This is a genomic window from Klebsiella sp. I138, from assembly GCF_051131765.1.
Classification (GTDB): domain Bacteria; phylum Pseudomonadota; class Gammaproteobacteria; order Enterobacterales; family Enterobacteriaceae; genus Klebsiella.
In genome coordinates, this window is record NZ_CP180447.1 from 1,259,803 (window position 1) to 1,273,137 (window position 13,335).

General features: G+C 54.7%; 12 protein-coding genes. 8 read left to right on the forward strand and 4 right to left on the reverse strand.

Annotated features, from left to right (window positions below):
• Nucleotides 1-644: 644 nt before the first annotated feature.
• On the forward strand, nt 645-875 hold the full coding sequence (locus ACMYSK_RS05845) for a hypothetical protein (RefSeq protein ID WP_434640970.1): 231 nt from the start codon (nt 645-647) through the stop codon (nt 873-875).
• Between the two features lie 110 nt (nt 876-985).
• On the opposite strand, the gene bla is transcribed toward ACMYSK_RS05845, so the two are convergent.
• A complete protein-coding gene (gene bla, locus ACMYSK_RS05850) occupies nt 986-1,861 on the reverse strand; it encodes a PLA/ORN/TER family class A beta-lactamase (RefSeq protein ID WP_434640972.1) in 876 nt (291 codons plus the stop codon).
• Between the two features lie 282 nt (nt 1,862-2,143).
• Between bla and ACMYSK_RS05855 the strand changes: the two genes are divergently transcribed.
• Both ACMYSK_RS05855 and ACMYSK_RS05860 read left to right on the forward strand, forming a co-directional pair.
• A complete protein-coding gene (locus ACMYSK_RS05855; RefSeq protein WP_434643906.1) occupies nt 2,144-2,404 on the forward strand; it encodes a hypothetical protein in 261 nt (86 codons plus the stop codon).
• 68 nt (nt 2,405-2,472) lie between these two features.
• A complete protein-coding gene (locus ACMYSK_RS05860) occupies nt 2,473-3,576 on the forward strand; it encodes an AAA family ATPase (protein WP_434640974.1) in 1,104 nt (367 codons plus the stop codon).
• Nucleotides 3,577-3,615: 39 nt separating this feature from the next.
• On the opposite strand, the gene ACMYSK_RS05865 is transcribed toward ACMYSK_RS05860, so the two are convergent.
• Together ACMYSK_RS05865 and ACMYSK_RS05870 are read right to left on the reverse strand one after the other, a co-directional pair.
• Nucleotides 3,616-4,881 carry an MFS transporter gene (locus ACMYSK_RS05865; protein ID WP_434640975.1) on the reverse strand — a complete coding sequence of 422 codons (1,266 nt, stop codon included), beginning with the start codon at nt 4,879-4,881 and terminating at the stop codon, nt 3,616-3,618.
• 191 nt (nt 4,882-5,072) lie between these two features.
• A complete protein-coding gene (locus ACMYSK_RS05870; RefSeq protein ID WP_434640977.1) occupies nt 5,073-8,183 on the reverse strand; it encodes a beta-galactosidase in 3,111 nt (1,036 codons plus the stop codon).
• Between the two features lie 222 nt (nt 8,184-8,405).
• Here ACMYSK_RS05870 and ACMYSK_RS05875 point away from each other — a divergent pair, with 222 nt between their 5' ends.
• From ACMYSK_RS05875 to ACMYSK_RS05895, 5 genes are all read left to right on the forward strand, one after another.
• Nucleotides 8,406-9,470 (forward strand): LacI family DNA-binding transcriptional regulator, encoded by a 1,065-nt coding sequence (locus ACMYSK_RS05875; protein ID WP_434640979.1) that lies wholly within the window; start codon nt 8,406-8,408, stop codon nt 9,468-9,470.
• A gap of 496 nt (nt 9,471-9,966) precedes the next feature.
• Nucleotides 9,967-10,341 (forward strand): Spy/CpxP family protein refolding chaperone, encoded by a 375-nt coding sequence (locus ACMYSK_RS05880; RefSeq protein WP_434643909.1) that lies wholly within the window; start codon nt 9,967-9,969, stop codon nt 10,339-10,341.
• Nucleotides 10,342-10,420: 79 nt separating this feature from the next.
• The gene (locus ACMYSK_RS05885) at nt 10,421-10,849 is read left to right on the forward strand and encodes a glycine zipper 2TM domain-containing protein (RefSeq protein ID WP_434640980.1); all 429 of its coding nucleotides are present in this window, start codon (nt 10,421-10,423) and stop codon (nt 10,847-10,849) included.
• Nucleotides 10,850-10,999: 150 nt separating this feature from the next.
• On the forward strand, nt 11,000-11,335 hold the full coding sequence (locus ACMYSK_RS05890) for a TonB family protein (RefSeq protein ID WP_434640982.1): 336 nt from the start codon (nt 11,000-11,002) through the stop codon (nt 11,333-11,335).
• A 415-nt stretch (nt 11,336-11,750) separates the two neighbouring features.
• On the forward strand, nt 11,751-12,314 hold the full coding sequence (locus tag ACMYSK_RS05895) for a YagU family protein (protein ID WP_434640983.1): 564 nt from the start codon (nt 11,751-11,753) through the stop codon (nt 12,312-12,314).
• A gap of 53 nt (nt 12,315-12,367) precedes the next feature.
• On the opposite strand, the gene ACMYSK_RS05900 is transcribed toward ACMYSK_RS05895, so the two are convergent.
• On the reverse strand, nt 12,368-13,327 hold the full coding sequence (locus tag ACMYSK_RS05900) for a YbgA family protein (RefSeq protein ID WP_434640985.1): 960 nt from the start codon (nt 13,325-13,327) through the stop codon (nt 12,368-12,370).
• Nucleotides 13,328-13,335 lie beyond the last annotated feature (8 nt).

Below are 13,335 nucleotides of genomic sequence, written 5' to 3' on the forward strand. Positions count from 1 at the left end.
CGTCGAAATCTGCCACGTCTGAATAGTCAGCCCCAAATCTGTAGAGTATGTTCCCAACATTGATGTCGGGCTTATCACCGTATAGGTCATGATGCTATCGGTTACGGAAGGTGACTTTTTATCAATATTCACAACAAACACTTTTCCCGTGTAGCCATCCTTTTTGAAAGCATACTGGTTGTACTCATTCGCACCGAAACCCTGTAAGTTTTCAATAACCCAGCATCCGGCATGGGCGGATGAGACGGTCAGAAACAAAGCGGAACCGAGCAGACATTTCCTCAGCATAATGAGTTATTCCCTTTTGCCAGAACTGTGGATAGTGAAAGCGCAGCAGCAATTCTACACTCTTATCTACCATTATATTGATGCGTATTCGGCGGCGGCTACGCCTGGCTGTAGACGCAAATGCCGGGTGATGACGGCTGGCGGTGGTTTGTTGAGCGAAGTACCTGGGCGTCGGATGAATAGCAAGGTTTTTCTGTTTTCACCCCGGTCCTCTTCAGGCATCGTGCTCTTTGTGTGACATCGCCGATCAGGTGGAAAGATTAACCCTTTGTAATAAATGTTTTTTTACTTTTTATTTCCCTTCGCTTAGACGAGAATATCCCCCTCGACAATGAAATGGCTGAGAAGGATCCGCTATGTTAGATAAATACTTTCAATTAGATGGTGATAGTGGCGACACGGCTATCGAGAAGCATAAACGTCTGCTCGCTGTTCAGGCTGCCTTAGAAATTTCGAAAGCGGCGGTCTCTTCGTCAACTGCGAACTCCGGTATCCGTAGCCAGATGGATTTACGCAACGTTGCGCAGGAAGTCGCTTCTTTGGCCGATGCGATTCAGGATGCACTTGAAGGCTACGAGGAAAACTAACCCTCGCCATTGATGCGTTTTTATCCGCGCCAGGCCTCGCTTTTGCGAGGCTTTTTTATGGCAGGGTCATCGTGCGGGGTTCCTCCTGATGAGGAGCCCCGCTGACTGCTCTACGGTGTTTTATGGTCTGCGGACCAGTGGCTGACCAGCGTTTCACCGATGGCCGCAATCTGCTTATTGCGATCATCCATGGAGGCCGACGTCCCGGTTAAATAAATCACCACGATGCGCTCGGCTTTACCGTTCGGGCCAAGAGCCGCGACGATACCGCGTGAGCCGCGATTGCCCGCTCCGGTCTTATCGGCGATAAACCAGCCCGCCGGCAGCGCCGAACGCAGCAGCGGCCCCGCGACCTTGTCCTCAACCATCCAGCGCTGTAGCTGCTGCTGCGACGCGGCTGAAAGCACGCTGCCGGTCAGCAAATTCCGCAGCGTCCCGGCCATTGCTGTTGGGGTCGTGGTATCGCGCACATCGCCCGGTCGGGCTTCATTGAGCTCCGTTTCCCAGCGGTCCAGTCGCGAGGTCTCATCGCCGGTGTGGCGCAGAAACGCAGTTAAACCTTGTGGGCCGCCGAGGCTGGTCAGCAGCAGGTTTGCCGCCGTATTATCGCTCAGAGTTATAGCAGCGGCGCACAGTTCCCCTACGGTCAGTCCGTCGGTAAGGTGCTTTTCCGTCACCGGGGAATATTCCACCAGGTCCTGCTGCCGGAAATGAATGCGGCGATCGAGTTTTTCTTTTCCGGCGTCCACGCGCGATAATACGGCGCCGCAGAGCAGCACTTTAAACGTGCTCATCATCGGGAATCGCTCGTCAGAGCGGTAGCCGGCCAGCAGCTCGCCGGAGGATAAATCCAGCTCGGCGTAGCCGACCCGGGCCTGAAGCTGGCTTTCGGTTTTTTTTACCGAGTTCACCGTGGCGTCATGGGCCCAGCCGGGCAGTGCCAGAGCGGCTAACAGCGGAATAAGGGCGAAACGATAGTGGCGCATTCCACAAGGCTCCTTTGGGGGTGTTTTATGTCATTGGGCCTGGCGGACTATGCTTACGCAACGGAAAATAATGAAAATAGGAGTTATGAAGATTCACAATTTCTCTTTTTTCCTTCATCATCTGCCAGCTTTTACCAGTAATAATCAATGCTTAGCTCAGCATAAGAAAGAGTTTTTTTCATTCGGGCTGGTATGAACTATAAGAATGTACTGAAGGTTGTGTAAATGTTTTACGCCGTCGGCAATAATAAATTAACCATTGATCCATCCGGGAGGAACATGGTGGACCCGCTAATTAAGGTCATGCTGGTGGGGGGAAAGGCGGATGGCCTGCTGGTCAGCGTCGCCGGTTCCGCGACGGAATTGTCCGTCACCGCTGCGCAGTACGGCGCGAAATCCGGCATGCCGCTGAGCTATCGGATTGTTTCGCAAACGATCGATGATGAGCGCTACTTTTTCGGCGTGTTTAGCGAAACCCATGACGATGCCGACAAACTCAAAAGAGTCGCGCTGACCCGAGGTATGAAAAAGTCTCTTTGCTGAGGGCGTCTGCGCCGGGCGAATGATTCTCCGTCCGGCCTGGCCGCGTTGTTATTTTTACCGGGAGCACCATGATTCAGCAGATCCGCATACAAAATTTCAGGTCGGTCAGGGATATCGAGCTGGAACTGGGCGCGCTCAATATTGTATTTGGGCCGAATGGCTGCGGTAAGTCCAACATCTACAAAGCTATTCATCTGCTAACGGCCTGCGCTGACGGAAAATTCTCAAACTATATCAGCGATGAAGGGGGCCTGGAAAATATCATGTGGTCAGGGCGAAGTGCGCCAACGGCCCGCCACCCGCGTCGGCTGCAAATTTCCTGCCTGACAACAGAATTCGACTACGAGTTACAGGTTGGTTTCCCGGAAAAACTGCCTTATCCCACCCAGTTTATGCTTGATCGGATTGTGAAAGAGGAATCTATCTGGCTGGCGGGATTTTCCCGGCGTCCGTCCGCCAGGGTATTGCAGCGTAAGAATCAGGCCGCCTTTTTACTTGATGTCAGCGGAGAGAAAAATACCTTCACTGACACGATTTATGAAAACGAATCTATTTTTGGTCAACTGGGCGAACCGCACCGCTTCCCGGAGATTTCCCGGGTCAGAGAAACGATGCGCCAGTGGCGTTTCTATCACGAATTTAATATCAACAGACACTCGGCGCTCCGACACCCGACGGTAGGTTACCGCTCGCCGGTGCTGGACAGCGACGGGCACAACCTTGCCGCTGCTTTTCAGACCATTGTTGAAATCGGCGCGGAAGAACTGCTGCACGAGATCCTTGCCACCGCCTTTCCGGAGTGCGCGTTCTTTTGTGAAAACGAAAACTCGCGCTTCTCAATCAAAATGCGGCGCAACGGGGTATTTCGTCCGCTGCTGGCGGCAGAAATGTCGGACGGCACGCTGCGATTTTTATGTCTGGCCGTCGCGCTGTTAAGCCCGCGCCCGCCGGCATTTCTGGCCATTAACGAACCGGAAAACAGCCTGCATCGACAGATGTTCCCGGCGTTGGCCCGGCTGATTGTTGAGGCATCCCGCTATAGCCAAATCTGGCTGACCAGCCATTCCGCCGAGCTGGCGGCGCTGATTTCCTCGCTGGCTGACAGCCGGATATATGCGCTGGAAAATTGCGACGGCGAGACGCGGATCAAAACCGCAGCGGCAGGGGGATAGTAACGGCCCGTCCGGAGCAACGGGCCGCTGATTAACGCCTTACGCGGCGTTGTTATAACCGGCGGTGGGCAGCAGCGTTTTACTGCCTTTCAAAGTGAACAGCGAGATAATCGTAAAGCTCAGCGTAATCGACCCCAGAATCAGATACGCCTGGTGAAAGCCAACGGTATCATACATTCGTCCAACCCATGCCGAGAGCACGACCCCAGAGAGCTGCTTCGATAAGTTGAACCCAATCAGGAACAGGGTGGCGGACAATTTTGGGTTAAACGCCGAGGAAATATATTTGAAGGTGCCGACCAGCAGGAACGGGACTTCAAACATATGCAGCATTTTTAATATCACCACTTCGACCGCCGTAGTGGCAAATGAAGAACCGAGAATGCGTACGGACATAATAATCCCGGCGGTCAGCAGCGCATTTTTCGCCCCGATACGGTTAACGATAGCCGGAGCGCAGAACATGATCAGCGCATTCAGCAATTCGCCGCCGGTGGTGACAAAGCCAAAGACTTCGGTTCCGCGCTGCGGGTCGGCAAAAAAGCCTTTAAAGAAATTGGCAAACTGCTGGTCGAATACGTCGTAAACGCTGGCGACGCCGACGACATAGATAATAAATCCCCAGAACCGCGGCATGCGCAACAGTTCCGCTGCGACGCGCAAAGAAAATGCCTGCCGGTTAGCGCCTAAAGCATCCATCACCTGGGCACTGTTGCTGCTTTCCGGACGGGAGAACCACAGCAGCACTCCGAGCACCAGCGCAAAGCCGGAAGCAATCCAGAAGGTGATATTTGGGTCGATGCCGAATAAGATGCCGGTTATCGAGGCGCAGAGCGCCCAGCCGATACAGCCGGCCACGCGGACCTTGCCATATTCGAACCGGTTGGCGCGGCTGACGCGTTCGATGTAGGCCTCAACCGCTCCGGAGCCGCTGGAGAAGACGATCCCCAGATAGAGTCCGCCCACCAGCGCACCGACGATAATATTCATCTGCAGCAGCGGTGATAAAACAAAAATAAAGAACGGAGCAAACAGAATTAATAAGATGGTGATGGTCCACAGCAAATGTTTGCGCAGCCCCAGCTTATCGGAAATCAGGCCAAATATTGGCTGGCAAATAATAGCGAACAGTGAAATAGCGGAGAAGACAATCCCGGTTTCCGTTTTGGTCAAATGGTTGACGTCCGCCAGCCACACCGGGAAAAATGGAAAATAGGCCGACATAATGAAGTAGTAAAAGAAAAAGAACAGCAGGAAATAAATAAAATTATGCCGTTCGCGTGGCGCCAGTTCAGAGAATTTCATAGAGATGTTCCATTGTTATTATACTCGTCATCATTCCAGCTGCCTGATTCTGGCGGCGCGCGGTTCCCTTTGTGATGCGACTCGTCCGTGCGCTTCGCCCCGAACAGGGCTTAGCTATTTTCCGCCGCGGTGCATCCCGAATATGCGGGTATAGCCGTTTTTATGGGGGGCAGGAGCCCCCCGTTGGTGGTTTAGCGTAAAGACAGAGAAAGCTGGTACTGCCATTGCGTCCCGAGAAGCAGCCACTGCGGCAGCACGCTGGGTGTCCAGGAGTCATCGCCGCCGACGCCCATGTGCTGGCCGTCGAGTGTTATCCAGACGCCGTTTTCCGGCGTCATCCGATGCCAGTGATCGGTTTCCGTCAGTTGCCCGGTGCCGTAGGGCTGAACCGAGAAGTGGAACGCGTTGCCTGCTACGTGCCAGCGTCCCCAGTCCAGCACTTTGGTGTCGCAGCGCAGGCCGTTTTCGGTTGGGAAAATATACGGCGTGCTCATCTCTGTCAGCGGAAGCTGCCAGCGGGAAAAACAGGCGCTGCTCCTGCGGTCAGGATAGTTTTCATGCGGCCCGTAGCCGAGCCAGGAGACCGGGGCCTGCTGATCGGCGACCTGGAAGCGCAGGCCCACACGCGGCAGCGGCGGCAGGGTGCTGGCGCGTTCGCCGCTCACCGCCAGATGCAGACGACCTTCGCTGTCAAAGGTCATCCGCCACTGGCTAACGATGACCACCTCATCGCCGCGCAGATAGTGCCAGCGGCTGTCGACGATCGTTTCATGTGCCAGACGCTGGGCTTCACAGTGGACGCAGCGCGCTTCGAGCGCATAGAGCCCGGCGCTTTTCCAGCGTTCAACCCAGGCGTTGGGGTCGATACGATCCGTTTCGCTGACGCCGATATCATTGTCCAGCGGGGCGCGAACGAACTGGTCGCGCAGCGCAGACAGCAGCTGCTCTGCGCCCTCAGCTCGCCAGTGGCTTAACAGGCCGCTCTGACGATCGATAATCCATTGCTGGGATCCCTGGCTGATGGTGAAGATCTTATCTTCGACGCTCAGCTCCGGAGCCTGGCCGACCACTGCGGGCGCGGGCACGACCAGCGGGGCGGTGAGAGGGAACTGCGCCCAGGCCACGCGGTGCCCGGCGGCAGACCAGGCTGTCGCCTGCGGCTGAATAACTTCCAGCGTCAGCCAGATGTCCTGCGCACCAGCCGGCAGCGCCAGGCTATCGCACAAGGCCAGCTCACCGTGGCCCTGCGGCGCGAGGTTCAGCGTATGGCTGCCGCTGGCAACGGTTTCACCGGCGGCTTGTACCTGCCAGTTCAGCACTTCATTATCGGTCGCGCGGAACAGGTATTCGCTCTCGACGCCGATCCGCAGCGGGGACTGCGTCAGCAGGCTGAACTGGAAATATTGCTGAGCATGCTTCGCTTCAATCAACGAAGGATGAGGGCGACGATCCGGGAACACCAGCCCGTTCATGCAGAACTGACGATCGTTGGGCTTATCGCCAAAATCCCCGCCGTAGGCCCAGCCGACACTGCCGTCATCGAAGGTTTTCTCAATCGCCTGATCCGCCCAGTCCCAGATAAACCCGCCCTGCAGGCGCGGGTATTCGCGAAAGGCCTGCCAGTAATCAGCAAAATTACCGAGGCTGTTCCCCATCGCATGGGCGTATTCGCAGAGGATCAGCGGGCGCTGTTCACCGGGCAGGCCGATCCACTTTTTAATCCCCCATTTAGGCACGGCCGGAATGAGCTGGTCACGCTCTACGCGGGCGTACATCGGGCAGATAATATCAGTCGCGGAGCTGTCGGCGCCGCCGCCTTCGTACTGAACCGGGCGCGTAGGGTCCTGGCGCTTCAGCCAGTGATACATTGCTTCATGGTTGGCGCCGCAGCCGGACTCGTTCCCCAGCGACCAGATAATAATCGACGGATGGTTGCGGTGACTTTGCAGCATTCGGGTGACGCGAGCGCTGTACGCCGGGAGCCACGCCGGATCGTCGGACAGGCGGTTCATTGGCACCATGCCGTGGGTTTCGATGTTTGCTTCATCGACGACGTACAGGCCGTAGTGGTTACACAACTCATACCAGCGCTCGGCATTCGGGTAATGTGAACAGCGCACGGCGTTAAAGTTATTCTGCTTCATCAGCAGAATATCCTGCAACATATCCTCTTCGGTCACGACCTGACCGCGCTGAGGGTGATGCTCATGACGGTTCACCCCGCGGATCAGCAGCGGTTTGCCGTTGAGCAACAGCAGGCCGTTGTTGATTTCCACCCGGCGAAAGCCAATGTCCCAGGCTTCGGCTTCAATCAGCTCTTCCCCGCGCCATAGGGCGACCACGGTGCGATAGCAGTGGGGCGTTTCCGCACTCCATGGTAACGGCCGTTCTACCGGCAGGAAAAGCGTTGCCCGTTCGGCATAATTACCGCGTTCATCAACGGCCGCCGAGCCGGGGCGCTGACGCTGGCTGGCAACCAGGCGTTCGCCGTCCCACAGGCTGACTTCAGCCACCAGATCGGTAAGCTGACCGTCAGGAGTGGCGATAGACAGGTCGACCTGCAGTTCGCCGTCGCGATACAGCGCATCCAGCTGCGGGGAGATCTGCACGTCGCTGAGGTGCTGCACCGGTTTATTCAGCAACCATACCGAGCGGAAAATCCCGCTCATCCGCCACATGTCCTGATCTTCAAGCCAGGTGCCCGCGCTCCAGCGCATGACCATGACACACAGACGGTTTTCACCTACCTGCAGGAAGGGCGTCAGGTCGAAGGCGGCAGGCAGACGGCTATCCTGGGAGTAACCGACCCACGTGCCGTTGCACCACAGATGAAATGCCGAGTTAACGCCGTCAAAAATAATCTGCGTCAGGCCGTCGGCCAGCCAATTTTGCTCGAGCGTGACATTCAGGGAGTAGCAGCCGGTCGGATTCTCTTCCGGGACCCGCGGCGGCGTGGTGTCGATGGGATAGCGGACGTTGGTGTAGATTGGCGCATCGTAGCCCTCCATCTGCCAGTTAGAGGGGACCGGCGTGCCGCGACTGTCTTCAGGATCGCGCTCGATCCAGCGGGCATCGACAGCAAACGGGCTGCGGGCATAAGAAAACTGCCACTGTCCGTCGAGCAGGCGACGACGGCTGGAGGGGCGGTTATTCCGCGCTTCGTCTATCGTGCGCCAACTGGCAAACGTAGGGTGGGCCGCTAAGCGGTTAACGTGAGTAATGGTCTGATTTTGCCAGTCTTCACGGGCCAGTACGTTGTGAAACGTCAACGATTGAATCGCGCTTGAGTCATGTTGTTGCATACGCATACCCGACGGATAAGTGAGAGAAATGTCATTCGCTAGACAAGAATGATGTCGTTATCAGATATTTTTCTTCATGCCGCAATATTGGCGAAAATGAAACCGACCCGCGATCACGAAACTCTGGAAACGGAGCTGATTTTTGTCGTTAATAAGACATAGAATGTTAGCGGACGACATTTAATAAAAATGTACGATTTTTTACGCTGACAGGAGGCCATTATGCAGCGGCGTTCGGCAACCTTAGACGATGTGGCACACGAGGCCGGGGTATCGCAGCAAACGGTCTCCCGGGTGCTTAATCGGCCCGATGTCGTGTCCGCGCGGACACGCGAGAAAGTGATTCGCGCGATGCAGGCGCTACATTATGTTCCCAACCGTTCGGCGCAGCTGCTGGCGGGGAAGGCGGCGCCCTCAATCGGACTGATTACGGCGTCGCTCACGCTGCATGCACCATCCCAGATAGCATCGGCGGTAAAAAGCCATGCCGGTGTCCATCAGCTGGAGGTCTCTATCGCGATGCCGGAACGCACCGATTACGCTTCGTTGCAGACCCGTCTGGACGAGTTTCGCGCTCAGCATATCCGCGGTGCGATTGTCAGCCTGCCGCTGGAGAGCAGCATCGCTGAACGCCTGGTTAAGGAGAATCCGGATATCGCCTGTTTGTTTCTTGATGTTTCGCCGGAAACAGAGGTGTCCTGCGTGCGCTTTGATCATCGCGACGGCTGCGGAGCCTGCGTGCTGCATCTGTGGGAGCTTGGCCATCGGGAATTTGGACTGCTGGCTGGCCCTGAAAGCTCAGTCTCCGCACGGATGCGCCTTGGCAGCTGGCGGGAAGCATTGCATCGCCTCGGGGTGAGCCAGGCAACGACGGTGTTCGGCGACTGGAGCGCCGCCAGCGGCTGGCAGAAAACCTTTGATCTCTTCCACCGGCAGCCGCGGATCAGCGCCATCGTGGTGGCCAATGACCAGATGGCATTGGGGGTGCTCAGCGCGCTGGCCCAGCTCAATCGTAGCGCAAGCAGCGCCGTCTCGGTCACCGGCTATGACGATACGGCAGACAGCCTGTACTTCCAGCCACCGTTGACCACCGTGGCGCAGAATTTCGATCTGCTGGGTAAAAGGGCGGTGGAGCTGCTGGCACAGCAGATGGCGGCGCCACAGGTGCCGATCCGCGAACTGTTACCTACCCGGCTGATCGTCCGGCAGTCGACCTGGCCGCGTGAGGGGGGAGAACCCCGCGAACCGCTGATTGCACAGCTCAAGGCGCTGGTGGATAAACTCTAAGCCGTTTCGGTTTAACCTTCATTGAAGGTGGATGTGCTAGCGTATGAACAGGCGTAGAGGGAGATGGACATCGCCTCTACGTAAAATGCAAAACACAATCTATCCATGCAAGCATTTATTCACCGCCAGCTATCTGGCGGTTTTTTTTTACCTGTGATTCAGCCTTGTGTACCGTTATTTTATTTAATTCTGCAACCTGCGCATTAATTAATCATATAAAAGAATAAAGCGACTGTTTTTTAGGGTGGTGGTGACGAGGATCTCGGGAGTTATAGTTTTGAAATCAGCATAAAATGCTGATAAGGGGAGTGCCTGTCTACCGCTCCTCTGACGGGAATCAGGACGCGATGACTCACGAATATTTGTCCAAATTTAAATTTAACCCTTTGTTACAGATGGGTTTCAATTTGAGAGCAATAATCGCGGCTCTTCTTCTGTACATTAAGGATAATTGATTGTGAATAAACTGTTCCGCAACACCCTGCTCGCCGTTGCCATGACCGCGGGTTTCTCCATCGCTGCCCAGGCTGCGACTACCGCCAACGACGTACCGCCGGTCTCTCAGGACCCGGTGGTGCAGCACCTTAAGCTGAGCAACGATCAGGTAACCAAAATTAAAACCCTGCATCAGGAATTTGAAACTAATGTCAATAATATCAAAATTGAAGGTTTCAAAGATGGCGCGCTGCTTGATGTGATCCATTCCGGCAAGTGGGATGAAGCAAAAGTGAAACAGCAGCTGGCCGCGTTTGGACAGCTGGATCAGCAGGTCCGTTACTACCGCGTGAAATACTATTTTGGCGTCAACCAGGTGCTGACTCCGGAACAGCGTACTCAGGTTAAAAAAGATCTTCAGGAAGCACTGAATTAATGACGAACCCGCCAGCAATGGCGGGATTCTCTTTTTGCAGGTTCGCATTGTTAGCGACAGAACGGAAAAATGAGCCATTATGAAGAGATTCGCATTCATTGCTCTCGGCTTTCTCGCCTTTACCTGCCAGCCCAGCTTTGCTGGCACTAAAACCATGGTGGATTATGGCGTTGTACAGCAAAGCCAAATCCTCAGTAGCCAGACCCATACCCAGCCGCTGCGTACGCTTGCCGCTGGCGCAGTAGGCGGCGCTATTGGCCATCAGTTTGGTAACGGACATGGGCAAACGGCGATGACGGCAGTGGGCGCCGCGGCCGGTGCCAGCGCATCGCACCATCGGCAAGCGCAGCGTCAGGCCGCCCAGGAGATCCAGCTGTTGATCAAAACGCAGTCCGGTCAGGTAATCCAGGTGACCCAACCCTATGATGGTCGACTTATTTTCAATAAAGGGGATAAGGTTCGCATCCTGACGTCCGGTTCAAATACCAACGTCGACAAATCCGTGTAACGCCGTAAGACCGCCTGCGGACAGACGTACGCGGTCTCTGTTCATGCCATTTCTCGGCAACGCGTTAAAAATTCTCATAAAATATTTGAAAGTCATCCTAAAACCAGCCGTCCATGATAATATTGAGAATTATTATCAATATGGAGGGTGATGATGAAAATAAAATATGCGCTTCTTTTTGCCGGCTGCTGCCTGATATCAGCCTGTACCCCTCAGGTGAAGGGCGTTGAACCTGAACAGCTTGTCTATTCCCAACCCAATTACCCCTATTATGCCCAGAGCAATCGTCTCGAGGGGGAAGTGAAGATCCGTTTTGATGTGGGTGCCGACGGGAAGGTTGAAAAACTATGGATATTAACGTCAGAACCACAGCATCTGTTCGATGATGCCGTCATTGCCGCCGTGGCAAAATGGCGTTTTGAAACCCATAAGCCCTATAAGGGAATAACCAAAACCATCCACTTTAGACTCAAACACGCCCTGTAACGTTAATGTTGCCTCCGCCCTGCAAACCCCTCGATCGTTCAATATCTCTTTGCTGTTGGCATGATTTCGGCTGGCGGGATAATCCTCTGGCGAGAGGCAATCCGGAGATAGCGACAGCCAAAGCAGGAGATATGGCTGGGGCCGAACGGGCTGCTACGCGCTACATTACATGACCCACATAACGAAAATTAGCGCTTATTTGTCGCCATTCTGGCGCTAAATGACGTTAATCTGGTGGGTTCTTATGCTGTGGTGAGGGTGGCATCGCTGAGCCGGGGATGACCATTGCCGATAATGAAATACGAATAAAAACTGTTCTCATAAACAAAAGTGTGATCGCGATCAATATGCCACGTTATGAGTACTATTAAACATAGCTAATGTATTCACTCTTGTAATATTTAGGTGGTAATAGATGGCTATCAAGGATTTCTTTGTACAAACGGAACCCGGGCGCCGCCGTTATGGTGTGGCATTATTTGTGGGGGTTATTGCGGGTATTATGTCGGCATTCGTGAAGTGGGGGGCTGAAGTTCCCTTACCTCCTCGCACATTCTCTGGCGGCAGGGATGAATTTAACCCACCTTATCTTTTTTTACGTGATTACCTTGGTATTGATCCTACGCACACGGTGTATACCTTCTCAGAACACATTATCAATCCGGTGATGGTGACGCATATTATCTTCTCGCTGGTGTTCGCCATTGGTTATTGCCTGGTAGCAGAAGTCTTTCCTAAAGTGAAATTATGGCAGGGGGCATGGGCGGGTATCGTCGCCACTATCGCCGTTCACTGGATCTCTTTCCCGTTATTAGATCTGACGCCCTCACTGTTTAATATTCCTGCAGATGAATATATTTCGGAACTGGTCGGGCATATATTCTGGTTCTGGGCGATAGAAATGATCCGTCGCGATCTTCGAAATCGCATCACCCATGAACCTGATGCCGAAGTCCCGCTGAATTCACCGTTCCGATAATCTCAATACCGGTGATAAACAGGCCCGCCTCGGCGGGCCTTATTGCTGTGTTATCAGAGTAGCCCCAGACGCAGACCTAAATTCGACGGATAGGGGTTAAAGTAGTTTTGCGTCAGCAGGTAGCGATCCGGGTATTCAGCCAGATAGTGCTTCAGCAACGTGATCGGCGCCAGTATCGGCAGCAAACCGGCGCGATAGTTGAGGATCACCTCGCGAAGTTCACCGCGCTGGCGGCTATTTAGCCGGTTGCGAAAATAACCCTGGATATGCATCAACACATTGGTGTGGTTTTTCCGCGAGGCAGGTTGCTTCAGAATCGCCATCAGCTTATTGCGGTAAGCCGCAAAGAAGGCATCCAGGTCTTCCCACTCGTGAAGTGAGGCAACGAACGGCCCTATTTCACGATACCCCGCCTGGTGGTGTGCCAGCAGCTGCAGTTTGTACTGGCTATGAAAATCCAGCAGTGCACGGCGGCTAAGGCCTTGTGCCTGCAGGGCATTCAGCTGGTGAAGGGCGAAGACGCGCTCGACAAAGTTTTCCCGTAGCGCCGGGTCGTGCAGGCGGCCATCTTCTTCTACGGGCAACCACGGGTAGTGCTCCATCAGTTTTTGCGTGAACAGGCCGATTCCCTCTTTGCGCCCGCGGTTGCCGTTTTCATCATACAACCGCACGCGTTCCATGCCGCAGCTGGGTGATTTAGCGCAGACAACAAACCCGGACAGATCGCCCACGCGGGGGAGATACGACCGGATAAACTCATCCATTTTCTCCGTCACATCGGCGTGGGGCGTCTGGCTAAAGTGCATTCGAATATTCCCTTCGCCAGTCTGCACGAGGCGAAGAGCCGGGCGGGGGACAGGCAGGCCGATGGCCATTTCCGGGCAGACCGGTTTAAAGGCCACCCAATCAGCCAGTTCATCCATGACAAAACCCATCCGCTTATGCCCGCCGTCAAACCGAATGGCTGAGCCGGTTAAGCATCCGCTGATGCCGATCGTGGGTTGCGTGTTCATGGCGCCAT

Coding starts and splice junctions, on each gene's coding strand:
- ACMYSK_RS05880 (WP_434643909.1), top strand. CDS start 9,967: ATGACCGCGGGTTTCTCCATCGCTGCCCAGGCTGCGACTACCGCCAAC.
- ACMYSK_RS05875 (WP_434640979.1), top strand. CDS start 8,406: ATGCAGCGGCGTTCGGCAACCTTAGACGATGTGGCACACGAGGCCGGG.
- ACMYSK_RS05895 (WP_434640983.1), top strand. CDS start 11,751: ATGGCTATCAAGGATTTCTTTGTACAAACGGAACCCGGGCGCCGCCGT.
- ACMYSK_RS05845 (WP_434640970.1), top strand. CDS start 645: ATGTTAGATAAATACTTTCAATTAGATGGTGATAGTGGCGACACGGCT.
- ACMYSK_RS05860 (WP_434640974.1), top strand. CDS start 2,473: ATGATTCAGCAGATCCGCATACAAAATTTCAGGTCGGTCAGGGATATC.
- ACMYSK_RS05900 (WP_434640985.1), bottom strand. CDS start 13,327: ATGAACACGCAACCCACGATCGGCATCAGCGGATGCTTAACCGGCTCA.
- ACMYSK_RS05890 (WP_434640982.1), top strand. CDS start 11,000: ATGATGAAAATAAAATATGCGCTTCTTTTTGCCGGCTGCTGCCTGATA.
- bla (WP_434640972.1), bottom strand. CDS start 1,861: ATGCGCCACTATCGTTTCGCCCTTATTCCGCTGTTAGCCGCTCTGGCA.
- ACMYSK_RS05885 (WP_434640980.1), top strand. CDS start 10,421: ATGAAGAGATTCGCATTCATTGCTCTCGGCTTTCTCGCCTTTACCTGC.
- ACMYSK_RS05865 (WP_434640975.1), bottom strand. CDS start 4,881: ATGAAATTCTCTGAACTGGCGCCACGCGAACGGCATAATTTTATTTAT.
- ACMYSK_RS05870 (WP_434640977.1), bottom strand. CDS start 8,183: ATGCAACAACATGACTCAAGCGCGATTCAATCGTTGACGTTTCACAAC.